Raw genomic sequence first — 24,622 nt, forward strand, 5'->3', positions numbered from 1 at the left:
TACCAATTACCTATTACCTATTTTGTATGAAAAAAATAATTATTGATCCGGTTACTCGCATTGAAGGACACGCGAAAATAAGCATCTATTTAGATGATGATGGACAAGTTAATGATGCACGGTTTCATGTAACAGAATTTCGCGGTTTTGAAAAGTTCTGTGTTGGTCGTCCTTTAGCCGAAATGCCTGGAATTACCGCACGGATTTGTGGTATTTGTCCGGTGAGTCATTTGTTAGCATCAGCAAAAACAGGCGATCGCATTCTCTCTGTCACAATACCACCAACAGCCACCAAACTCCGGCGGTTGATGAACTTAGGTCAAATTGTCCAATCCCATGCCCTCAGCTTCTTTCACCTGAGCGCCCCAGACCTATTATTAGGTATGGATAGCGAACCAGCCAACCGCAACGTATTTGGTTTAATTGCTGCTGAACCAGAATTAGCTAGAGGTGGGATTCGATTACGTCAATTTGGTCAAGAAATAATTGAATTATTAGGAGGTAAAAAAGTCCATCCTTCCTGGGCAGTTCCTGGTGGAGTTAGTGACCCTTTAACAGCAGAAAATCGCACCCATATTCAACAACGCATTCCTGAAGCACGCAGTACTATTATTAATGCCATAGATTTATTTAAAAAGCTGCTGGAAAAATATGCAAAAGAAGCGCAAACTTTTGGTAATTTTCCGAGTTTATTTATGGGGTTAGTGACTTCTGAAGGTTTATGGGAAACTTACGATGGACATCTCCGTTTTGTTGATAGTGCTGGTAATATTGTTGCTGATAAACTTGACCCCAGTAACTATCATGAATTTATCGGTGAAGCAGTTCAAGCAGATTCTTATTTGAAATCTCCTTACTATCGTCCTTTAGGTTATCCCGATACTCAGGATCATTGTCGTTTAGATAGTGGAATGTATCGCGTCGGACCATTAGCAAGATTGAATATTTGCAGTCACATTGGTACATCTTTAGCTGATAAAGAATTAAAAGAGTTTCGCAGTCATGGAACTGGAACTGTTAAATCATCTTTTTTCTATCACTATGCTCGTTTAATTGAAATTTTAGCTAGTATTGAACAAATAGAGATTTTACTTGATGACCCTGATATTTTATCAACTCATCTCCGTGCCGAAGCTGGTATTAATCAATTAGAAGCTGTGGGTGTAAGTGAAGCACCAAGAGGAACATTATTTCATCATTATCGTGTTGATGAAAATGGTTTAATGCAGAAAGTCAATTTGATTATTGCGACTGGTCAAAATAACTTAGCCATGAATCGTACAGTAGCTCAAATTGCCCGTCATTTTATCCAAGGTGATGAGATTAAAGAAGGAATGTTAAATCGTGTAGAGGCTGGTATTCGGGCTTTTGATCCTTGTTTAAGTTGCTCAACTCATGCAATGGGACAAATGCCTTTATTGGTTGAAATAGTGTCTAAAGATGGAACTGTAGTTAATAAAATTTACCGAAATTAATTACATGGAAGTTAAAACTTCTACTTCTCAAACTCTTGCTCTCCGTGTCTCTGCGCCTCTGCGTGAGATAAAATCATTACTCCATATGAAAATTATAGGAAAGGCAGAGCCTTTTGATAGCATTCCCAGTCAGAGACTGGGAACAAGGTATGGTCAGGATGAGGTTGATGTCTAGTTGTCTACTGAATTTCTTCACTTAACTTTACACCAGCTTGCACTAGGTCAAAATCTGCGGGAAAATGGGTGGTGCGATCGCAATCTGCTTTCTCAAAGTGCGCTCCTTCTAAATTAGCTTGACGTAAATCCGCAGAAAACAACATTGATCCCCGCAAATCTGCATTATGCAAGTTAGCTTGGCTTAAATCGGCAAAACTGAGATCGCAACCCCGTAGATTAGCACTGCTGAGATTAGCTTGACTCAAATCAGCATAGCTGAGGTTAGAGCCTTTTAAGTCAACACTTTGTAAATCTGCGTCGCCTAATTCTGCTTTTTCAAAGTCTCGGTTTCCCGCTGCATACTCCTCTAAAATCTTGGCAGCAGTATCAATGGGCTGTTGGAACTTGGCTTCAGGCATATAACAGCCTCACTGTTAAATCTAAAGTTGAATAAAATAAATATATGTTCATCATATAACCAATAATCCCCGAAATTAAATCAAAATTAACATAAATTTGTTCAATAATAAAATTTTTGATTTAAAAGGTTTTGTATTTCCTCACAGGTTCCTCAAACTTTTGCGTTAATTTTAAAATAGATTCAATAATCCTATAATAAGCATAAAGGAGGGCAGAGTGATGTCATCCCTGAATTTATTAGCTGTTTTCAATCCCTCAAATTACTGGCGTAATGGTTATGTTACTATACCTTGGCAAACCATTGCCCAAAAGTTTCAAATCTCACCAGAACAACTGGTATTAAGCGACCTACGCGACCTTTCACATACACCTATACCAACCCAAATTGATCGCATTGATCCTGAAGATCCTACCCGCGATACTTTAGTTTTCTTCTTACCAAAGCCAATTCCACCCCATTCGGAAGATGATATTTTGGCTTCTGGTTTTATGAGAGTGGATCAAGGTCAAGCCATTCCTAAACAAATCGGTGAACCTTATATAGAAGTCGTTTATGGGTCTGAGGATCATGAACGTGGTGTTAGACTTGTTAACAACCGTTTGATTGTTTGGTTTAATTTAATTCCTGCACCTGAAGATAATGGTAGGAATTGGTTTTCTGGTTCAGCAACTAGTATACAACTTGACCATCAAGAAATCCTTGATCCATTTTTAGCTGCAAAAGGTGAATGGTTAGGTCAAGATCCAGAAAAACGTTGTTTACAAGTTAGTGAAATTCAATTACCAGGTGATTATCATCCCAAATCACTTTTTTATCAGGTATCTTTGTTTAATCATGCCTATAGACTAGTAGCGAAATCAAGTGGTGCTGTGCGTGCTAGTATTACCATTGCTTCAGAACCTTTTGATTATATGGGTTTAGACCCAGTAACTGGTAATAATCGGCATTTGGTTTGTGAACTTTATCGGGTAATTAGCTTGTATGCTGGTGCGGATTACCTAACAGAAGAATTATTTGTTAAAGGTAAACCTAAGCATGAAGAAGATGGAGAGGAAGTTGTGAATCTTCCTGTGGGAATACACTATTTTGCTCACATGAATTTAGGAAAAACGCAAGATATTGAGCAAGTATTTCCTGTTCCTGATTGGTTCGCGTTTGGTTCTACTACACATCCCCATGCAGCTTACGGTTTAGCAACCAATTTGCATATAGAATCAATAACACATCCCCATCAGGGAAATCAAAGCTGTTTCTCTTGGCAGTTATTACCGGGGGAATATGCCAAGTGTCTGCATTTTTTCATGCGTGGTCAACCAGAAGGATTTGATGCCAAGGTTGGTCATGCTTGGTATGAGTTGATTTACAAACCTATTACAGCAGTGATTTATGAAGATGCTGATGTGAAAATTCCAGTTGAAAAAAATAGTTTAGTAATTGTCTAAAAGAGTGTTAAAGCAATGCGTGGAACTGCAATGGTGATTGGTTACGGTAATGAATTACGTGGTGATGATGGTATTGGTAAATATATAGCAAATGCTGTTGATTCTTGGCATTTGTTAACCGTAAAATCCCTTGCAGTTCATCAATTGACACCGGAATTAGCTGTAAATTTGGCAAATGCTGATTTGGCAATTTTTGTTGATGCTTGTATTAATTGTGAACCTTTAGATGTACAAGTGCGATCGCTGTCATCTAGAGATTATAGCACTATTCATGGGCATACAGGTGATCCGCGATCGCTCTTAGCCCTCACAGAATCCTTATATGGCCACTGTCCCCCGGCTTGGTTGGTGACTGTACCAGGGGTTAACTTTGAAATTAGCGATCGCATATCACCCAGTGCTAAAGATGGAATTGCGATCGCACTTATTAAAATTATCGGAATTTTGGATAAATGTAGAAATGTATGGATGTAGTGTGAATGAAGGAAGAAGGGAACAGGTGACAGGTGACAGGTGACAGGTGACAGGTGACAGGTGACAGGTGACAGGTGACAGGTGACAGGTAATAAGTAAGAGTTCTTACCAATTACCAATTACCAATTCCCAATTACCAATTCCCAATTACCAATTCCCAACTCCAATAATCTCTAATCTCTATGCAAAAATATATGAAATCGACCAGTGACCGGGCTTATGATATATTGCAAACAGAAAGAGTTAATCCTCTAGATGCTATTTTCACACCTCAGAGTGTAGCGGTGATTGGTGCCAGTGAAAAAGCTGGAAGTGTGGGACGTACATTGCTTTGGAACTTAATTAGTCATCCGTTTGGGGGAACTGTTTTTCCTATTAATCCTCAGCGTCATAGCGTATTAGGAATTAAAGCCTATCCTACTATTTTTGATGTTCCTGAAAAGATAGATTTAGCGGTAATTGCTACACCAGCAGCTACCGTTCCTAAAATTATATCTGATTGTGTGGACGCAGGAATAAAAGGAGCAATTATTATTTCTGCTGGCTTCAAAGAAGCAGGTGTCAAAGGTATAGCTTTAGAACAAGAAATACTCCAACACGCACACCGGGGTAAAATTCGCATTATTGGCCCCAATTGTCTAGGCTTAATGAGTCCTCGCACAGGTTTAAATGCTACCTTTGCTAGCACAATGGCGCGTCCGGGAAATGTTGGTTTTATCAGCCAAAGTGGGGCTTTATGTACAGCTATTTTGGATTGGAGTTTTAAAGAAAATGTCGGTTTTAGTGCCTTTGTTTCTATTGGTTCAATGTTAGATATTGGTTGGGGAGATTTAATATATTATCTTGGTGATGATCCCCATACAAAAAGTATTGTAATTTATATGGAATCTATTGGGGATGCGCGTTCATTCTTGTCAGCAGCGCGAGAAGTTGCTTTAACTAAACCAATTATTGTAATTAAAGCTGGTCGTACCGCAGCCGCAGCTAAAGCCGCAGCTTCCCACACAGGTGCATTAGCCGGAAGTGATGCTGTTTTAGATGCTGCTTTTCGACGTTGTGGAGTGTTACGAGTAAATAGTATTTCTGACTTATTTGATATGGCAGAAGTATTAGCAAAACAACCCCGTCCCCAAGGTTCACGTTTGACAATTTTAACTAATGCTGGTGGTCCGGGAGTATTAGCAACAGATACATTAATTGAAAGTGGGGGAGAACTTGCACCAATTTCTGAAGAATTGATCACTAATTTAAATCAAGTTTTACCTCCCCAATGGAGTCATAGTAATCCTATTGATATTTTAGGAGATGCTGATCCTCAAAGATATACTCAAGCTTTAGAAATTGCCGCAAAAAATCCCAATAGTGATGGCTTGTTAGTGATTCTGACACCACAGTCGATGACAGATCCTACCCAAACAGCCCAACAATTAAAACCCTATTCTCAAATTTCTAATAAACCGATTTTAGCAAGTTGGATGGGTGGGGCTGATGTCGCTGCTGGGGAACAAATTCTCAACCATCAAGGTATTCCTACATACCCTTATCCCGATACTGCGGCGCGGGTATTTAGTTATATGTGGCGGTATAGTTATAACTTAAAGGGTATTTATGAAACTCCAATTTTACCCAATTTAAGTTGTGATTCTACTACTGATAATTTTACCATAGTTGAGAAGATTATTCAATCTGCCAGACAAGCAGAAAGAACAATTCTGACTGAATTTGAATCTAAGCAAATTTTAGCAGCTTATGGTATTCCAGTGGTTGCAAGTTGTATTGCTGACAGTGCAGATAAAGCAGTTGAATGTGCAGAAAGTTTTGGTTATCCAATAGTTTTAAAACTTTATTCCCAAACTATTACCCATAAAACAGATGTGGGTGGTGTACAGCTAAATCTGCAAGATGCAGAAGCTGTAAAAAATGCTTATTGGGCTATTGAAACATCGGTAAGAGAAAAAGCTGGTGCAGAACACTTTCTTGGTGTCACTGTACAGCCAATGGTGAAAACTGATGGCTATGAGTTGATTGTTGGTAGTAGTTTAGATCCGCAATTTGGGCCAGTGTTATTGTTTGGGGCTGGGGGACAGTTGGTGGAAATTTTTCAAGATAGTGCGATCGCACTCCCGCCTCTCAACACAACTTTAGCACGACGGATGATGGAACACACCAAAATTTATAAAGCTCTCCAAGGTGTGAGAGGACGTAACAGTATTGATATGTCTGCACTTGAGCAATTATTAGTAGTGTTTAGTCAATTGGTTGTCGAACAAAAATGGATTAAAGAAATTGATATTAATCCCTTGTTAGCAATTCCGCCAACTCCTGCAAATCCTGGTGGTTTAATTGCTTTAGATGCGCGGATAGTTCTCCATTCTCCAGATGTCGAAGAAAGCCAATTACCAAAATTAGCAATTCGTCCCTATCCTACCCAATATGTAGGCGATTGGAAACTAAAAAATGGGAACCCAATTACCATTCGTCCTATCCGTCCTGAAGACGAACCTTTGATGGTAAAATTTCATCAAACCCTATCAGAAGAAAGCGTTTATTTCCGATATTTCCACCTCATGAAATTGAGTCATCGCATCACCCATGAACGACTGACGCGGATATGTTTTATTGATTATGATCGGGAAATGGCTTTAGTTGCAGAGTCCCAAAATTTGGAAACAGGAACCCAGGAAATTATAGCTGTGGGGCGTTTGAGTAAATTACATGGTAATAATGCGGCTGAATTTGCTATGCTGGTGAGCGATCGCTTTCAGTGTCAAGGCTTAGGAACAGAATTACTCCGCAGATTGCTAGAAATTGGTAAAAATGAGCAAATCTGCTGTATCTATGCCGATATTCTCGCTGATAATTCAGGTATGCAACGAGTATGCGAAAAACTCGGTTTCAAAATTACACCCACAACTGATGCAACAGTGTTAAGGGCAGAAATTACAGCGGATTTGATTTAAATGAGATACAAACTTGAATCGTGAAACTCTTGTGGTGTGGGCATCTTGCCCGCTAGGTATGCATATATCATGCTAATACCATTTATTTGTGAAGTTGTGCCAAATCCTAAATTTTTTCAACGCAAAACCATCTTTATCTGCGTCTATCTGCGTTTATCTGCGTTCAATGATTCTTGATATCTTATTTAATTCAAAATTTGAATTTCGGAATTTCTTATTGATAAACAAATACTGGCACTCTTTTATAAGCAGGTGTACCAGAATGCGGATCAATTTTTGCTTGGAAAATTACGTTTACTTCAGGATAAAACATCATCGCTGCACCTTGACGAATCTCTCCGCAAATAATTTCTACATTTTCTAATTTACCTGCATCACCTTGAACTGTTACCCGTTGATGTTGACTGAAACCAGCTTTTTCTATATCGTGATGATTCATCAAAATACAGTTACGATGTGGCATTCCGCGATAATAATCTCCATCTTTATAAACAACAGTATTGTGTTGAGAATAACTTCTTCCAGTTCCCAAAATTAAAACAATACCTGAGATTGATTCACTTAAACCAAAGTCTGTTTGACTGGGTAAATTCAAGTTTGGTAAATCAGTAACAAACATCTTGGCTTTACCTGTAGCTGTAGCGAATTTTGGTTCATTGAAAATCCGTCTAGAAATAGTAAATTCTTCTCCTGTATTATCAATAGTTGCAATTTTCTCATAACCAGGAATTATCCTAGCAATCAATTCACGAATATATTTTGGATCTTGGAGTTTGCGCCAATTTACAGGATTATCTCCTAAAACTCTATGGGCAATTTCTACAATTAATTCTATTTCTGAAATTAAATCAGCATCTTTTAAATGAGTTGTTCCTACATCATTAAGACGAACAAAATTATTACCAGATTCGGTGGTAGTTTTATGGGGATTCTCAAAGCGAGTAAATACTGGCAGAATAATCGTATTTTGCTTGGCTAAACCGTGAAAATGTCCGAGATTTGGTTTTGTAGCCACATAAAAAATGGTTTCTATTTTTCCCAAAGCTTGTTTTGCTTGGTTTAAATTTGGGTTTGCTGCATAGAGATTTCCACCCAAACAGATCAAAGTATCAACTTCTCCCTGTTCTGCCGCTGTAATTAATGCCCTAGTATCATAGCCAGGAAGACGGCTAAGTGGACGTTGTAGAAGTTTTTCTAAAGCTTGCTGAATTTCTGTTTTCAAGTGGATAGTGACACCCATTGAACCAAATCCTTGTACGTTTGAGTGTCCGCGAATTGGCATTGTTCCTGCACCCGGTTTGCCAGCATTTCCCGTTAAAAGTGCAGTATTAGCAATACTATAAATGTTATCAACGCCATTTTCTTGTTGTGTAACTCCCATTGCCCAAGCAAATATTACACTTGTAGATGTACCAATTATTTGTGCGGCGTTATTAATTTCAGATTGAGAAATTCCGCAAATTGCAGTTATTTTTTCCCAAGGAGTAGATTCGGCATATTTAAGAATATTTTCCCAGTCTTTTGTATAGGCTTTGAGAAAATCTGGTTTAATTAAATTTTGGGCAATTAAAGATTTTTGTATCCCCACAAATAAAGCGACATCACTACCGGGAATTGGTTGCAGGTACAGCGAAGAAATTTCCGAACCACCAGCCAACATGGATTTTATAGGATAGGCTGGAGATGCAAACTTCACTAAACCAACTTCTATAATTGGGTTGACAACAATTACCTTTCCACCTCTTTCCCTTAACTTAATCAATTCATTCATCAACCGGGGATGATTAGCAGGGGCATTAGAACCAATCAAAACTATACAATCAGCTTGTTTGAGACTTTCTAAACTTACCATTGAAGTTCCAGAACCAAACATCTGTTTTAATCCCACTGTTGAAGCGGCATGACATAAATCTGAACAATCAGCCAAGTTATTGGAATTAAGCGATCGCATCATTAACTGTAACAGAAAGGCTGCTTCATTCGATGATCTCCCAGAACTGTAGGAAGCTATTCTTTGTGGTGATTTTCTAAATGCTATCTCTGCAATTTGATAAACTTCATCCCAAGAAATTCGCTCATACCGCGAACTCCCAGAACGTAAAATCAACGGATGACTCAATCTACCTAAATTATTTGCTGACTGGGAATTTAATTCCTGCAACTGCGTCAATGTATACTGTTGTTCAAAATAAGTTGCTGCTTGTAGTTCTGATGCGATCGCTTCTACACTCTTAGCGCAGCGTTGTAATACTTCCCCATCTTCATTCACAAAACCACCTTTTTGTCCACCTGTCCCCCACGCGCAAGAAAGACAAGCACTTTTGTGCAATAACTTCTGCCAAACCTGCACACCATCAGCAGATATGGTCTTTTCTGCCCAGTATTTAATGACAGGCATTCCTCCACCGACATCTGGTGTTTTGTCAGCACTCATGACATCACCTTGAATTAATGAGTATTGTTAATTAATGATATAGCAATCTTCACCAGTGAGTTAGAGGTTGTTTGAAAAGTGGTTATAGTCGCATAATTAACTCCCGAACAATCAAAATGAATTAGATTGAATGTTGGGTTAACCAAGCTTCTAAATCAGCAACACTAGAAAAGTCTAATAACGCCTCTCCTAAATTTTCTAACTGTTCAATTGATAATCCTGTAATTCGCTCGATTAATAACGCATCAATTTCCCCAATCCGGCGATGTAGTAGGCGCAGTATTAAGTCTTTTTCTCCTTCTTGTCTTCCTTCTTCTTTAGCTTGTTCTCTATCTCTTTGATAAAGTGGTTCTAGTCGCATAATTAACTCCCTATCATCTGTTTCTAGTTCTTGATTTACTCTCAAATTTTCGCGCAAGTTGTAAACTAATTCCAGGGTGGCTTTTTGGTAAGGGTGATCTAATGGTAACGCTTGCAACTCGATAATTGCTTGTGATTGTACGCTTCCCCTACCCAAAAGCCTCAACCATAAAGTCTCCGGTGTTTGTGGTAGTTGGTGTATTGCCACAATTGCTGTCCGAAAGGCATCTGCTAAAAAATGTACTCCCGATAACCAACCTTCTTTTTGGATAGTTCCAAAGCTAGATAAACGAGTTTCCGATATAGTAGGGGTTAAAATCCACAAATTAGGAATTTCTGACTCCTGAAGTTTGATTTTATTGGCTTTGGCTTCTCGTCGCAATAAAGCCTTGACTTCTAATAACTTGAGAATACAGTCGCAGATTTCATCGGTAGAGGCTGGATTGCGGTATGGTTCTATTATTGCAGGATTTTCGGCAAGTCTTCCTAGTAAACCCAGTATTTGTAATTTAGAAGTTTGTTGTTTAGCAGGTGTGAATAAAACATCTATTTCTTTAATTTCTCCTGAAACTTTTTCTGATGCTTTGACTTCTCCGTAATCTTTTAATAATTCTTCTAGATAGTCTTTGGCGAATTTATCATGTATGAACCTAGTCATTAAATTTCAATTTTGAGTAAAATCTGGGGAATAATTTAGACTTCCATTATATAGCAGTTATGAATTCTCCGTAAGAGGATGTTTGAAAAGTTTTCGGCGATTAGAAATCGCTACTACACAAGCAAAGTCCACCTGCGTGGACTAATGAAAAATTAACCCACGAAGGTGGGTTTTGTCTGTGTAGCCGCGACTTCCAGTCGCCAGGCGGGTTATAAATTAGACTTTTCAAAACCTCAAGAGATCGGACAGGTAATTGCTCAAGTAGGGTAATTTTGTAAGGGCTAAAATCTATCCACAATATTATACAGAATTAACTGGGCAAAATTAATTTAACATTTTTGGAACAAACAAAAATCTCTGTATTCCTTATCTTTTCCCTGTTCCCTCTCCCAAATATAAATTCAAGATAATATGGTTTGCTATGTCAGCCCCCCAATCTCAAACCCTGATGTTTCGTATCCCGTGCGATCGCCTTTCTACTAAAAAATTTCCTCAAACTTTCCTTGTGCTTCTACTCTACCTGCTTTCATGACAATAATCTGGTCAGCGCGACGCAACACAGAAGGACGATGAGAAACCACAAGACAAGTTGGTGTCCAAGGATTTTCTCTCTGTTCTGTATTCACAAATATCCGCGACCACAACGCCAATTCTGTCTCCACATCCAAGGCGCTGGAAAGGTCATCAAATACCATTAATTCCGGTTGACGAACAAACATCCGTGCTGCTGCTACTCTTTGCATTTGTCCACCAGAAAGCCGCACACCTTTAGAACCAACTAAAGTTTCTAAACTTTCATGCATAGTTGCTAAATCTTGTTCAAATACAGCCATATTTAAAGCGGTGGCGATATCTTGATCATCTTTAGACAAGCCCAACAAAATATTTTCCCGCAGGGTATAGCTAAACAATTGTGGAATTTGGGGAGTATAAGCACTGCGAGGGGGAACAAAGAAAGTATCGGGATTTTCCACAATATTACCATTCCAATAAATTTCCCCGGTTTGCTTAGGTAGCAATCCTAATAATAGCCGTAGTAATGTAGTTTTTCCAGAACCAATTTGACCAGTAATTACAGTTAAACTACCGCGATGAATTTCAAAGCTAATATCTGTAATTCCTTGGTTTGTACCAGGATAAATATAAGTCAGATGAGAAACTGTCAAAGATTGAAGATGATCTTTTGCATTCCGCAAAGGTTGTTCTATTTTTGGTAAATGTTTTTGGGGACTATTCAAGTCTTTTAGATAAAGTTGATTGGGGGCTACCAATGTATCTGCCGATGCACCAGATAGTAAACTAGCCATCCGATCAAAAGACACTTCTGTGTGTTTAGATAATGCCATAAAACCACCAACAGACGTAAAAAAGCCAGTTACAAATGAGAAATTATAAACAAATAAAGCAAAGTCACCTACTGTTAACTGATTAACCCCACTCTGCATTAATTGAGAAGCTAGGAGCAAAATTATTCCTGTCCCCAAATTCACCATATTTTGAAACGAAGATTTGAGAATAGCGTTAAATAGACTATCCTTAATCATGGTTTGGCGGCGTTGATCATTTAAAGTGCGAAAATAATCTAATACATTTTTTTCTGCGCCAGCTACTTTAATCGCTTGCACTGAACCAAATATTTCCCCTAAAATTCCTGTAACTTTTTCGGTGGCTTGGCGGCTGGCTTTTCTATACTTTTTAATCAGAGTTTCGGCTCGTTGAATAATTGCTACCATTGCTAATAATGGCAGAAATACAAATAGTGTCATCTGCACATTGATACTTAATAAAGTTACTAAACAAACAATAGCAAATATTCCTTCTCCTGAAAGTTCTGATATCCATGCAATATTGTCTTCTATTTGTTCGGCATCATCACGAAAATAGCTAATTATTTCACCTTGAGATACAGTTATTGCAGTGTCTTGATTAATAACTATTGGCTGTGCTGTGGGATTTTTAAATAGGCGATCTAATAAATTATGTTGAAGTAATGACCGCATCAAAAAACGGTGCTGGGTTTTGGTAATTCTCCCTGCAAATATAATTACAATATGTCCTAAATTCAGAGCTATTAATAGTGCAATTAAAGCTAGAGGTGATAATCCTAATTGTGCCTTGTTTGTTAAACTGTTGAAAAATTCCCGGATAATTAACCCAGGTAGGGCGGGCAAACCAGTGATTAAAATCCAGTAGATGCTATCAAGGATATATAGTTTTGGTTTGTAGCATATCAGTTGCCATATTAATTCCCAATGTTTACGCTTTTTTGTTGAATTCATGATAATTGATAATAATAGGTAATAGGTAATTGTTATCTAATTAAACTAATAAATCGGTTAATCCAGTTTGTAATAACTGGGCAAAACGTGATTCGTGATTTTTAACTAATTCTTCGCGTTGACCATATTCACTAATGCGACCTTGTTCTAAAATTAAGATTTGATTTGCTTTTTGTACGGTGGCTAAACGGTGGGCAATAATTATGCCTGTACGTCCAGTTAGTAATTTATCAATGGCTGTTTCAATCAGTTTTTCGGTAATAGGGTCAAGGCGTGAAGAGGCTTCATCTAAGATCACTAAACCAGGGTCTTTGAGAAATACGCGCGTAAAGGCGAGTAACTGCGCTTGTCCCGCCGATAAGCCGCTACTATCTGGACCCAAGTTTGTGTCTAAGCCTTGGGGTAATGAATGTAACCATTGTGATAGTCCTAATATTTCTAGGGTTTCATAGATGCGTTCGTCGCTAATTTCCTGGTTAAAAAAGGTCAGGTTATTCCGTACTGTGGTTTGAAATAGTTGTACATCTTGGGTGACTAAGCCGATTTTTTGGGGTAAGTCTGTTGAGTAAGTCTGGTTAATTGGTACACCGCTTAAGTGAATTGAGCCTGATTTGGGGTCATATAATCTCAGTAATAACCGCGCTAGGGAAGATTTACCGCTACCTGTCCGCCCTAATAAACCTAATACTTGTCCAGCAGGTAAATTAAAGGATATATCTTGCAGTACTAAATCCCCTTCTCCTGCTTTCCGGTCGTTGTAGCTAAAGTAAAGGTGATCAAAGGTTACGGAAAGTGCGCCTTGAGGAAGTCGTTGTTCGCCTCCTGCACTGAGTTGAGATTTTACTTGCAGTAAATCTTGAATGCGGTAAATGCTGGCTTCTGCTTGTTGGAGTTCTTCAAATTGGTTGCGAATTTGCTCGATTGGTTCGCTAAGTAAGTTAGTATAATAGTATAGTATATATACTGTACCAATGGTAACAATATTTTGACTCCAAAGGTAAGCACCGACGCTTAAAGCGATCGCAGTTCCTAATGTAAAAATACCGTTGGTTGTACCCCAAAGAATAGTGCTGGCAAAACGGGCTTTGTGAAAGATGGGTAGCCAGCTTTGCAAAATTTTGTGGAAGCGTTGCATGACATAGCTTTTAGCACCATTGGCGCGTATGTCTTCCATGCCGGTGAGTTGTTCACCCACAAAACCAAAAAAATCAGCACTAATTTGGCGATAAGTTTGCCAATAGGGAACGGCGATAGAACGCAGACGGATTAAAGTAGATAATGCTGTTAGACTAAAAAAGGCGATCGCTAAACCAGCACGCCAATCTTCGGCAAATAGCACTACAATTACACCGGACATCAAGAGCAAATTGCCCAAGATGTAAACGGTAAATTTGGAGAAGAATTCCGAAAGGGTATGAACATCACCGTCTACTCTCTCTAGTAATTCACCGGGTGTCGAGAATTTATGAAAGGATAAATCCAGTTGCAAACAATGTTTAACTAAGTCAGCACGTAAGGCGTTGGTAGCTCTCCAGGCGACGTTTTCACCGTAATAAGTAGCAGCAATTGTGATTAGTTGGGTGATTAAAGCTACACCAATAAAAAGGAGAGCAGATATGAGTAAGTTTTGTCCTGAACCACCAGCTACGGCTGTGTCGATGAAATAGCGGAGAATTTGGGGGTTGACTAATTGTAGTCCGATGCTGGCTAAGAGTGCGATCGCAAACTTGATAACTCTTCCCTTTTGGGGCTTGAGATAATCTACAAGTAAATTCCAGTATTGCCTTAGTCCAATTTTCATAAAGTTTTAGCGATCAGCAAGGCGGATTGTAGAGGCTGATTTAAAAATTAGGTAGCAAGAAAGCTATTTTTCGTATTTTACGCTTCATTATACCGGGACGAAGGATGCTGTAAACTAGCATCTTCTAGAATTGTCCCAACAAAAGAATTTTTCACATCACACCAGATCCTGTAGGAAATCTGACAATTTTTCAGGCGATCGCCTTCAGTTTGGAGTCCTCAAGCCATTAGAGGTAATTCTGCATTAGTGTTAATTTTCCCAATGTCTAGACACCATTCCTCAACACTGATAGACTTAATATCTACAGCTATTTGAGAAAAATTCTCTATAATTGCCATAAATTAATTCAGGTTTAAGTGTACGCTTAGGAAAAGATGGGGAATATTATTTCACTGGCAGATTACCAAGAATTGTGGACTGAACATAATCAGAACACTCAACAACCAGATTTATCAGACCCAGATGATATTATCAACTTGTGTCCCCAACAATTCGGTCGTGGCTATGAACGTTGGATTGAACTACGGGATATAAGTTTATTAATTATTGATGCAGAATTTTACGATGATTTGATTATTGATGGTACGTCAGATGAAAATTTTATTAGATGTGTAGAATTTGGTTTCCATGTATTAGGATACTGGAATGAAACGAATAGTGGACAAAATTTTTTTATAGGTAGTGGTATTTATAAAGATACTAAAGTAGAAGTTTTAGGTCAGAGACGGCTTTTAAAAGTCGATATACATTTAGAATGCCCTAAATTATTAAATAGTTTTATTACCAGTGATATAAAAATCTCTCCAAAAACTTTGCAAAAGATGATTGAGCCAAACGAAGAACCCTATCATCAAATAAGCCATACTACTCCGGAAATGCGTGTTGCGCTTGAACAAATTATCAATTGTCCCTTTACAGGTTTAACCAAAAAAATTTATCTAGAAAGTAAATGTTTAGAATTGATTGCTTTCAAAATAGAACAGTTAGCCAAAATTGAAAACAGTGATAAAAAAGTGATTTTGCTCAAGCGAGATGATATCACAAGAATTCATTATGCTAAAGAAATTCTAACTCAAAATTTAGATAATCCACCTTCCTTGCTAGAACTAGCGCGAAAAGTAGGATTAAATGACTACAAACTAAAGTTAGGTTTTCGGCAAGTGCTTGGTACAACTGCATTTAGCTATTTACAACAACAACGAATGGAAAAAGCACGCCAATTACTCCTAGAGAGTAAAATGAATGTTAAAGAAATAGCGCGTGCTGTTGGTTATGCAAACCAAAGCCATTTTGCAGCTGCTTTTCGTAAGCAATTTGGTATTAATCCTAAATCTTATGATTTATTAATTAAAGTTTGATATCTTCAACAAGATATATCTACTTGACATCAGCTTGCATAAAAAATCCGTTTCCGGGTCAAAAAAATCCGTTTCCGGGTAACAAAAGCCTTCTAAATCACATCCATTCCCTGTATCTTAATTAACAAAGATTCTTAGTTTACATGGCTAAAAATCGGTTGCCCTTTGGATAGAGTCTGTTTTGTGTGAGAAGATTATGTGGAAACGACCGCAACTATTGATAAGTCTATGGTTAACAGGGGTAGTCTTTGCTGCTCAATCCGCTTGGGCAAATGAAAAAATACAGAAAAGTCTTCCCTTATCTGAGGGAGATAGTACCTCTAGAACTGCCAAAGATTTGCTGTCTCAAGCCCCAACTCCTCAGTCTCCAATTCTGATCAAGGGAGTACGGGTTGAGACTACAGATAAAGGGATAGAAGTGATTGTAGAGACTAAGCAAGGCGAACAATTACAAGTAGCAAATAGCAGTTCTGGGAATAGCTTCATTGCTGATATTACCAATGCTCAACTACGTTTGCCTTCCGGTAATACATTTCGGAAAGAACAACCTTTTGCAGGAATTACTGAAGTTATAGTTGTCAACCAAGACAGTAAAACTATTAGAATAACTGTCACGACAGAGGCGGGAATACCTAGTTATGAACTATTTGATGGTGATGAAGGCTTAATATTGAGTGTGACACCTGCAACAAGTTCCACAACGCAACCACAACAGCCCCAAGAAAATCAATCTACTGCTGAAGTATTCCCAGAACAACCAAAAGTTCAAGCCGACGACCCCATTGAATTGGTGGTGACAGGTTCGCAAGATTCAGGATATAAAGTTCCAGATGCCAGCACTGCAACTAAAACCGATACACCTTTACTAGAGATTCCCCAAGCAATACAGGTGATTCCTCGACAGGTAATTGAGGATCAAAAAGTACAAAGGATTGCAGACGTTTTGCGTAACGTTAGTGGTGTTACAGTCAAAACAGATTACGCTGGCACTGATGGCTATACCATTCGGGGATTTGATACTAATGCTAACCTCAGAAATGGTTTTAGGCAGGATAGTTTTACCTCTTTTACTGACACTGCCACTATAGAAAGGGTAGAAGTTTTGAAAGGCCCGGCTTCGGTACTCTATGGGCAACTAGAACCTGGGGGTATTGTTAACTACATCACTAAACAGCCACTTAGCATACCTTACTACTCTGCAACATTTTCTACAGGTAGTTATGGTTACTATCGTCCAGAAATTGACATTTCTGGACCCCTGACTCCAGATAAGGATGTTTTATATCGTTTTGTTGCTGCTTACGAAAACTCTGGTGGATTTCGAGATTTCGCTGATAAAGAGCTTTATACTTTTGCTCCCAGTTTAAGCGTTAAATTAGGCGATCGCACAAATTTAGATTTGCAATATGAATACGTTAACCTCAACCAATCCTATGACAGAGGTTTACCACCGATAAGCAGAACCTTTGATTTACCAATTAGTTTCAACTTTGGTGAACCAAGCGATCGCTATGAACTGTTTGCCAATCGGGTCAATGTTGCTTTGGATCATCGATTTACAGAAAATTGGCGATTCCGCAGTGCAGTTTCTGTGCAAACTGTTGACACAGCACGTTCCAACTTTCAGCCAGTTGATTTTAGTAACCCCTTTGCGGAAGATGGTCGGACAGTTGCTAGGAGGTACAACAAAGTAGGTGATTACTCTAGAGATTATTCTTGGCAAAATGACTTAATCGGCAAATTTAAGACAGGCTCAATTGCACATGAAGTCCTGTTAGGTTTTGAACTAGGTAGAAGTGTTTTTGGCTTTCCATTTCGGATTTCTTATAACGTCCCAGCCCTTGACATTTTGAATCCAGTATATGGTGCAGCAACTCCAACTACCTTTGAGGAAGGCTTTGAAGATGAAAGTAATACATATCGGGTAGGTCTTTATTTCCAAGATCAAGTAGCATTATTACCTAATTTTAAGATATTACTGGGTGGAAGATTAGATTTTGTCAACTTCAAAGATGAATACCAGCCTGATACTATCAATGGTGCAGGGACTGACATTACAGAGCGTTATTATGAGAAATTTTCCCCACGCATTGGCTTAGTTTATCAACCGCTCCAAAATCTATCTCTTTACGCTAGTTACAGTCGTGCTTTTAAACCGAATGAATATGCACTAAGTGTTAGCGGTCCATTAGAACCAGAAAGTGCTTCGCAATACGAAGTAGGAATTAAAGGTGAGTTTTTAGATCGTAAGCTGACAGCGACATTAGCAGCTTATGAGATTACTAAGAACAATGTATCCACAACAGACTTGAACAATCCAGATTTTACTATTGCTGCTGGAGAAGTCAAAAGTCGAGGTCTTGAACTAGATATAGCAGGAGAGATTTTACCTGGTTGGAATGTGATTGCTTCTTATTCCCATAACGATGCCTATGTGAGTGAGGATAATAGCTTACCAGTTGGTGACAGATTAGCAAATGCACCAAGGAATAGTGCTAGTTTGTGGACAACCTACCAGATTCAAAAAGGTAATTTGCAGGGGTTAGGTTTTGGTGGAGGAGTCTTTTTTGTTGGCGATAGAGAAGCTACGGTACCAAATACTATTGCAATTCCTTCCTTTGTCAGAACAGATGCTACTATTTTCTATCGACGAGACAATTATCAAATTGGACTGAACTTCAAAAACCTATTTGATACCCGTTACTATGATTCTTCAGGCTTTTTACTTGCTCCTGGCGCACCATTCACAGTTTTGGGAACAGTTTCGGTCAAGTTCTAAATTCTCAAGTCATTTAGAGGAAAAATAGTGTGAAATGGCGAAAATTGCATTACTTGTTACTCATAATAACCTTGGTGATAGTTACTGCTTGTTATAGCCATTCACACCCAAACTTAGCAGATAAAAAATCACCAGTGTCAGAATGTCGATTAATTAAGCATGAATTGGGAGAAACTTGTGTTCCCCTCAACCCCCAACGTATTATTGCTGTAGACTCAATCGCATTAGAAGCTCTAGTTGCATTAGATAAAACACCAATAGGAATAACAAATCCACAGTTTTTTGCTAGCAAAGCAAATCTTCTCAAAAACAAAATCACGGGAATAAGCTATATCGGCAAGGAATTTCAGATTAATCTAGAAAAATTATTGCAATTAAATCCTGATTTAATTGTGGGTGTATATGGCATAGAAGCACACAGTTATCAATTATTGTCCCAAATAGCTCCTACAGTTAAAATAAAGCATTTTCAATCTGATTGGCAAACACCTTTACACGAAATTGGTAAGGTAATCAATAAAAGTGAAAAAGTTGAAGAATTACTCACTCAATATGAGCAGCGAGTTAAAATTCTTAGCGAGCAATTAGAAAATAAATTTGGTGAACTAGAAGTTACTGTTAGCCGTATTCACGGTGGGATGAAAATTCCTGAATTTAGCTCCCAATTTTCCTTTCCTGGTGGTATTGTCAATGCCGTTGGGATTTCTATGCCTATTCATCAACGTCAGTTGATTAAAACAACTGATGATATTTTGGTAATCCTGAGTTTAGAACGCCTAGACTTACTGGATGCAGATGCTTTGTTTATAGCAGTAGACCCAGGTGCAAAAGAAGCATTTCAACAATATCAAAAGACTCCTCTATGGCAAACACTAGATGTAGTTAAAAATCAACAAGTTTATACTGTCGATTCTGGGTACTGGGTGCATGGCAGCATCCTCTCAGCTAATGCTATCCTTGATGATTTAGCGAAATATCTACTTAGTGAGAAATTCACTAAATTTCATTAATGATCATCAAATGCTAAGAAATTATATAGGAATCTGGTTTGATTCGTGTTCGCGGTAGCGTGCCGTAGGCATATTTACTTGAGTAGTCAGGGAACTCTTAACAGGGAACAGGAAAGACAGAATTGATACCTACTGAGTCTTGTATGGCTACGCCACGCAAGCTATCAAAAATCAAATAAGATTCCTATAGATGATATATTAATTATGGACTTCTTCTAAATTGAGATATTTCCATAAATCATCAATTATTACATTAGCTGACAGAATACTACCAAATATCCAGTAACTAGAATCAACACTATAAACTCGTTGACTTTTGACTACATTTAATGTTTGCCAAAGCTGACTATTTTGATATTTTTTAAATAATTCTGTAGCTCCTGGATCTACAGCTACAAATAAAATATCTGCATCGAGTAAGTCAATCTTTTCTAAGCTCAAGATAATTAAATTATCATCAGGAGACTTGATTAAATTCTTTTGATTATCTGGCATAGAAATTCCTAGCTCTGCTAAAATACTCCCAGGAAAAGAATATTGAGAACGAAATTCAGGTAATTGAACTTGTCCATGAAATCTACTCACAGAAACTTTGATTTTCTCAACTTTATCACCCAACACAGACCGGAGATTTGTTAATTTTTCTTGATATTGAGTTAGTAATTCTTTGGCAATATCACTTTTACCTAATATGTCCCCCATTTGTTGTAAAGAATCTTTCCATTTACTTTGGGAATATTTCAATTGCACTGTGGGGGCAATTTGCGAAAATAATTTATAGGTTTCTGGATTGATACCATATAAACTAACAATCAAATCTGGCTGTAAATGAATAATCGTCTCAATATTTAACTGACTCTCCTTACCTATATAAGGTATACCCTCTATTTTACTACCTAAAAAATTAGCTTTATTAGCTACAAAATCTGATTCGGCAGTAGCTATTGGTTTGATTCCTAATGCTAAGACAACTTCTAAAGCTAATTGTTCAGTGGCTATTACCCTTTTGGGCTGAATTGGAACACAACTTTCACCTAATTCATGCTTAACTAATCGACATTCTGCCGCTAATGCTGATGGCTTTGCTGTTATTTCTCTAGTATTTTGATAAAAACCCTGATGACAAACAGTAATTATCAACAAAGAGATAACAGTCAAAATACATAGCCTTAGATCAGCAAAATGTCGTTTTTTCATTGCGTATAATTTTAAATCATTAACTAAGCATTAACGTAGGTGAGTAAATTCTGCACATAATATTGAGGAATAGTTTCGGCTTCTCCACCACTGCAATCCTTCAGATATAATGTTTTATTATCATCTACCAAAACATCTGCTTGCACGGTGTCAAAACTTCCATCTGGTTTGATAAAACTTAACTCTATATGGTTGAATTTACCATCATCACTTTGAGTAATTATTTGATGCGTAACTTTAAAGTTGAACCATTGCCAACCATACATCAAAATCATTTCTCTTTCTAAAACCTGTGCTTCTGTTGGTAATATTGCCCACCCCCGATAAACACGCTTGATAAAATCAAGATTACCTGTGCGTGTCAAAAGAGCAGTGAATGATTCAGGATCTAATCTTGCATAGTATCTAGCATCAGGAAAATCTAGAGCAGTCGGAGCAAAACGATGACCACCAAAATGCGTAGTTTGCCAAATTCTGACATGATTTAGACCTAAATTATTAACAATAGTTTTTGCTTGACGATAAAAAGGATTGCCAAATTTAGCGCAGCATTTATCCTGGCTACCATGAGTACAGATAAAAATATCTCTTGTGGTAGATTCTAGACTATAAACTTCTAAATTTTTATCAACTAAGCATTTTTTGACAGCAGGTGCTACTTCACTAATATCAGATACGCCGAATTCATATTTACTATAACCTTGAGCAAAACCAGTTGGTTTATGAAAAATGAAAACTCGCGTTACATCCGGTTGTTTAAGTTCTTCATTATAAAATAATAAGAACTCTACAGTTGTTTGAGATTGATTAAACTCCTCAACTAAATTTTTTAAATTTTCGGGAATAGGCTTGGAATCGAAAGCCTCTTTTGTCCAAGGTGTTGGACATTCAATAATTACAAAAAAATCAAAATTGTAAGCATTAGCAATTGGGTCTTCTCCAACATAACGAGATTCTAGCGCACAAAAAGAATTCAACATAATGAAATCACTGAGTAAGGATCTATGAAAATTTCCAGTGTAATCCTAATTTTGAGGATTAGCATCTGTGATTTTCAACCATCTTATTTTCATCATCAGGAGAAATTAGTTATTTGTGAACTAATATGTGAAGTTTTAGAGGCGGGTTTTTCCCGCCCATTGGGGTTGAATATTTAACCCGATCTATAACACAAATTAAAACTCAAAAGAAACAGTTCCCAACACTGTTAATGGTGCAGATGGAACAATATAGTAACCTTGAGCCTCGTAATATTTAGTATCTAGCAGGTTCTTAAAGTTAATGGCAGCACGCCAATTATCCCGCTTATAGAAAATACTAGCATCCGTTCTGAGATAGGAAGGAAGTTTGAGATTATTTGGTAAAGTAGCCTCTCTTTCTCCAGCATAAACAAATCCCAGTCCTAAACCGAAACCCTGCAATTTACCTGTTTGAAATTCGTAAGTAGTCCATAAACTTGCACTATTGTAAGGTACACCAACTAAACCATCATTAAGTAATGATAAATTATTATCTTCGCTAATGTAGGCATCTGTGTAAGCATAAGTACCAATGACTTTCCAACCAGGAAGAATTTCACCAACAATATCTAATTCAACACCCCGACTTTTTTGTTCACCTGTTTGAATGCTAAAGTTATCATCAACAGGATCTGTCGTTAAAACATTTTTCTTGGTGATATCAAAATAAGCTAAAGTTGCTGACAGACGTTTATTAAAAAATTCCTGCTTAATTCCTATTTCAAATTGTTCTGCCGTTTCTGGTTTAAAAGGTTCATTATTCCGATTTCTACTAAATATTTGTGGGTTGAAGGAATTAGTCCAACTAGCGTAAATAGATGTAGAATCAGTAGGTTGATAAACTAACCCTACTCTTGGAGAAAACTTAGAGTCTGAATTTTCATTATAGTCTGTACCCGTTTCTATATTTCGATAAAAAGAATCCACACTATCAAAACGACCACCTGCAAGTAATTTGATTTGTGGTGTTAATTCCATTAAATTCTGGAAATAGATGGCAATACCATCTCCACCATACTCATCATTAAACCTGCTAAGATCCGTAGGTGCAGGTGCGCCGTAAACAGGATTGAAAATATCTAAATCGCCAATGCTACCACTATAAAAGTCGTAAGCGAATTTATTGCGGGATAACTCCACTCCAATCAGTGCATTATGAACAATTGAACCCGTTTTAAATTTGCCACTAATTTCATTTTGAAATGATAGGTTATTTGATTCTTCATAAACATTGCGATAATCCCGTGATATTGTCCGCCCATCAGGGTTGATATCGCCTGGTTGCGCTCCTTGGGTATGACCACTCACGTTAATGACATTAAAGACTTGACGGAATTTCCAGTTATTGTTATGTCCAAATTCACTTTCGAGTGTATAGGTGAAATTATTAGATTTCATTTCACCTCGATTGAGATTCGGTTCACCTAAAAAGCGGTTGATAGGCAGGTCAAAAACTACTTTATTATTGGAAGGAAAACCCCGGTCAAAAGTGTAGTCATATTTTTGGTATTCATACCCAAAGGTAATATTGGTTCTTTCTCCCGCTTTGACGGTAATTATTGGGGCAACAAAGGTGCTTTCATTTTCTCCGAAATCACGAAAACTGTTGGCATTTTCGTAAGCTACATTTAACCGATAAAGTGCGGCGCGATTTTCTAATAAAGGCCCTGAAAAATCAATTGCTGTCCGGTAAAATTCGTTACTACCAATAGTGCCGTTAAGTTGATAAAAAGGATCTTCAAGGGGCTTTTTGGTAATAGTATTGACCACACCACCGGGACTGGTGGCGCTACCATAAAGAACAGATGCTGGCCCTTTAAGGAATTCTACACGCTCAATATTAGCAACATCACGAGGGCTCAAAAAACCAAAATCTTTTACGCCATCACGAAGGTTTTCAAAGTCTGTAGCAAAACCGCGAATAAAATAACCTTGAGATGCAAGTCCACCGTATGTTTCTTGAGGACGCACACCACTAACGTTATCTGCTAGTTCGTTGAGTTTAACTACTTGTCTGTCTTGAATGAGTTCTTTGGGTATGACTTGTACAGATGCAGGAATATCACGCAATGGTACAGCAATTTTAGCAGCGGTTGTGGCTTCGGGGATTAAGTAACCGCTATTTTTTTCACCTGTAACTATTAGTTCTATGGGTGTTTCGGCAACGATTGGTTGTTCTGGTTGAGTTTGATTTTCTGATTGAGTAGTTGGTGAATCGGTAGCGGATGTAACGGGTGTAATTTCAAAAATTAAGCCTTCATCACCATCAAATAGTTCGGCTTTAGGTACGCCTTGTTCACCGATAACTGTTAGTTGAACGGTGTTAAGATTAATTTGAGTAACACTAACATTAGTAATACCGGAAACTGGATTATTTTGGTTAAAGCTGTTTTGTTTATCCAGTGATAAAGCTGCGTTGGGTATCTCTACTATAAAGTTGCTGCCTTGGCTTTTATTTACTGGCTGAATTGCTTCTATATTAGGACTTTCCAGAATTACTTCAATGCCTTTATCGGTAGTATTAACTTTAACACCTGTAATTTTAGTAGCGGATATATTGCGAGTTTGTGCTAGTAGCTGTATTGTGCTGGTTTTAACGCTATATATTTCTTTTGGTTGCTTTTGGGCATAAGCTGGTTGTATTAAGGTGCTAATAACAGCTAGTGCTAATCCCGCTGAATGTATCTCAATAATTAACTTGAACTTCATTCCCCTTACTCCTTCTCCTATTGAAACCTACACGGTTAAACTGTGATCAAAGACTTTGTTAATAATGATTGGATTGCTCTTTTAAGAAGA

The 24,622-nt window shown here is 37.8% G+C and carries 15 protein-coding genes; 7 read left to right on the forward strand and 8 right to left on the reverse strand.

The genetic code is table 11. From position 1 onward, the window contains the following. The first annotated feature begins 26 nt into the window (after window positions 1-26). Complete coding sequence (locus AC012T_RS19055) at window positions 27-1,475, forward strand: Ni/Fe hydrogenase subunit alpha (protein WP_487060304.1); 1,449 nt, start codon at window positions 27-29, stop codon at window positions 1,473-1,475. A gap of 179 nt (window positions 1,476-1,654) precedes the next feature. On the opposite strand, the gene AC012T_RS19060 is transcribed toward AC012T_RS19055, so the two are convergent. Next, window positions 1,655-2,050 (reverse strand): Alr5209 family pentapeptide repeat protein, encoded by a 396-nt coding sequence (locus AC012T_RS19060; protein ID WP_487060305.1) that lies wholly within the window; start codon window positions 2,048-2,050, stop codon window positions 1,655-1,657. A 220-nt stretch (window positions 2,051-2,270) separates the two neighbouring features. Between AC012T_RS19060 and AC012T_RS19065 the strand changes: the two genes are divergently transcribed. From AC012T_RS19065 to AC012T_RS19075, 3 genes are all read left to right on the forward strand, one after another. Beyond that, window positions 2,271-3,494: a hypothetical protein gene (locus AC012T_RS19065; protein WP_487060306.1), complete on the forward strand. Its 1,224-nt coding sequence runs from the start codon at window positions 2,271-2,273 to the stop codon at window positions 3,492-3,494. 15 nt (window positions 3,495-3,509) lie between these two features. Beyond that, window positions 3,510-3,968, forward strand: a complete 459-nt coding sequence (locus AC012T_RS19070; RefSeq protein WP_487060307.1) for a hydrogenase maturation protease — start codon at window positions 3,510-3,512, stop codon at window positions 3,966-3,968. Between the two features lie 182 nt (window positions 3,969-4,150). Further along, entirely contained in the window at window positions 4,151-6,928 is a 2,778-nt protein-coding gene (locus tag AC012T_RS19075) for a bifunctional acetate--CoA ligase family protein/GNAT family N-acetyltransferase (protein ID WP_487060308.1), read from the forward strand. Window positions 6,929-7,142: 214 nt separating this feature from the next. On the opposite strand, the gene AC012T_RS19080 is transcribed toward AC012T_RS19075, so the two are convergent. The 4 genes from AC012T_RS19080 to AC012T_RS19095 all read right to left on the reverse strand — a co-directional run bounded on the left by AC012T_RS19080 (window position 7,143) and on the right by AC012T_RS19095 (window position 14,460). Then, window positions 7,143-9,362, reverse strand: a complete 2,220-nt coding sequence (locus AC012T_RS19080) for an FdhF/YdeP family oxidoreductase (protein WP_487060309.1) — start codon at window positions 9,360-9,362, stop codon at window positions 7,143-7,145. A 121-nt stretch (window positions 9,363-9,483) separates the two neighbouring features. Beyond that, complete coding sequence (locus tag AC012T_RS19085) at window positions 9,484-10,380, reverse strand: DUF4351 domain-containing protein (protein ID WP_487060310.1); 897 nt, start codon at window positions 10,378-10,380, stop codon at window positions 9,484-9,486. A 479-nt stretch (window positions 10,381-10,859) separates the two neighbouring features. Continuing rightward, window positions 10,860-12,659 (reverse strand): ATP-binding cassette domain-containing protein, encoded by a 1,800-nt coding sequence (locus AC012T_RS19090; RefSeq protein ID WP_487060311.1) that lies wholly within the window; start codon window positions 12,657-12,659, stop codon window positions 10,860-10,862. Between the two features lie 40 nt (window positions 12,660-12,699). Continuing rightward, window positions 12,700-14,460 carry an ABC transporter ATP-binding protein gene (locus AC012T_RS19095; RefSeq protein WP_487060312.1) on the reverse strand — a complete coding sequence of 587 codons (1,761 nt, stop codon included), beginning with the start codon at window positions 14,458-14,460 and terminating at the stop codon, window positions 12,700-12,702. A 374-nt stretch (window positions 14,461-14,834) separates the two neighbouring features. Here AC012T_RS19095 and AC012T_RS19100 point away from each other — a divergent pair, with 374 nt between their 5' ends. The 3 genes from AC012T_RS19100 (at window position 14,835) to AC012T_RS19110 (ending at window position 19,607) form a co-directional block, all read left to right on the forward strand. After that, window positions 14,835-15,818 (forward strand): helix-turn-helix transcriptional regulator, encoded by a 984-nt coding sequence (locus AC012T_RS19100; RefSeq protein ID WP_487060313.1) that lies wholly within the window; start codon window positions 14,835-14,837, stop codon window positions 15,816-15,818. Between the two features lie 196 nt (window positions 15,819-16,014). Continuing rightward, a complete protein-coding gene (locus tag AC012T_RS19105; protein ID WP_487060314.1) occupies window positions 16,015-18,597 on the forward strand; it encodes a TonB-dependent siderophore receptor in 2,583 nt (860 codons plus the stop codon). A gap of 29 nt (window positions 18,598-18,626) precedes the next feature. After that, window positions 18,627-19,607 carry an iron-siderophore ABC transporter substrate-binding protein gene (locus AC012T_RS19110; RefSeq protein ID WP_487060315.1) on the forward strand — a complete coding sequence of 327 codons (981 nt, stop codon included), beginning with the start codon at window positions 18,627-18,629 and terminating at the stop codon, window positions 19,605-19,607. Window positions 19,608-19,805: 198 nt separating this feature from the next. Here the strand turns inward: AC012T_RS19110 and AC012T_RS19115 are convergent, their stop codons facing one another. The 3 genes from AC012T_RS19115 to AC012T_RS19125 form a co-directional block, all read right to left on the reverse strand. Continuing rightward, entirely contained in the window at window positions 19,806-20,765 is a 960-nt protein-coding gene (locus tag AC012T_RS19115) for an iron-siderophore ABC transporter substrate-binding protein (protein WP_487060316.1), read from the reverse strand. A gap of 62 nt (window positions 20,766-20,827) precedes the next feature. Further along, on the reverse strand, window positions 20,828-21,784 hold the full coding sequence (locus AC012T_RS19120) for a ferredoxin family protein (protein WP_487060317.1): 957 nt from the start codon (window positions 21,782-21,784) through the stop codon (window positions 20,828-20,830). A 195-nt stretch (window positions 21,785-21,979) separates the two neighbouring features. After that, window positions 21,980-24,532, reverse strand: a complete 2,553-nt coding sequence (locus AC012T_RS19125) for a TonB-dependent siderophore receptor (protein ID WP_487060318.1) — start codon at window positions 24,530-24,532, stop codon at window positions 21,980-21,982. Window positions 24,533-24,622 lie beyond the last annotated feature (90 nt).

Source organism: Anabaena sp. EIM26, from assembly GCF_057568715.1.

Bases quoted from the DNA above. Each gene is read 5' to 3' on its own strand.
- AC012T_RS19055 (WP_487060304.1), top strand. From the start codon at position 27: ATGAAAAAAATAATTATTGATCCGGTTACTCGCATTGAAGGACACGCG.
- AC012T_RS19060 (WP_487060305.1), bottom strand. From the start codon at position 2,050: ATGCCTGAAGCCAAGTTCCAACAGCCCATTGATACTGCTGCCAAGATT.
- AC012T_RS19065 (WP_487060306.1), top strand. From the start codon at position 2,271: ATGTCATCCCTGAATTTATTAGCTGTTTTCAATCCCTCAAATTACTGG.
- AC012T_RS19070 (WP_487060307.1), top strand. From the start codon at position 3,510: ATGCGTGGAACTGCAATGGTGATTGGTTACGGTAATGAATTACGTGGT.
- AC012T_RS19075 (WP_487060308.1), top strand. From the start codon at position 4,151: ATGCAAAAATATATGAAATCGACCAGTGACCGGGCTTATGATATATTG.
- AC012T_RS19080 (WP_487060309.1), bottom strand. From the start codon at position 9,362: ATGAGTGCTGACAAAACACCAGATGTCGGTGGAGGAATGCCTGTCATT.
- AC012T_RS19085 (WP_487060310.1), bottom strand. From the start codon at position 10,380: ATGACTAGGTTCATACATGATAAATTCGCCAAAGACTATCTAGAAGAA.
- AC012T_RS19090 (WP_487060311.1), bottom strand. From the start codon at position 12,659: ATGAATTCAACAAAAAAGCGTAAACATTGGGAATTAATATGGCAACTG.
- AC012T_RS19095 (WP_487060312.1), bottom strand. From the start codon at position 14,460: ATGAAAATTGGACTAAGGCAATACTGGAATTTACTTGTAGATTATCTC.
- AC012T_RS19100 (WP_487060313.1), top strand. From the start codon at position 14,835: ATGGGGAATATTATTTCACTGGCAGATTACCAAGAATTGTGGACTGAA.
- AC012T_RS19105 (WP_487060314.1), top strand. From the start codon at position 16,015: ATGTGGAAACGACCGCAACTATTGATAAGTCTATGGTTAACAGGGGTA.
- AC012T_RS19120 (WP_487060317.1), bottom strand. From the start codon at position 21,784: ATGTTGAATTCTTTTTGTGCGCTAGAATCTCGTTATGTTGGAGAAGAC.
- AC012T_RS19125 (WP_487060318.1), bottom strand. From the start codon at position 24,532: ATGAAGTTCAAGTTAATTATTGAGATACATTCAGCGGGATTAGCACTA.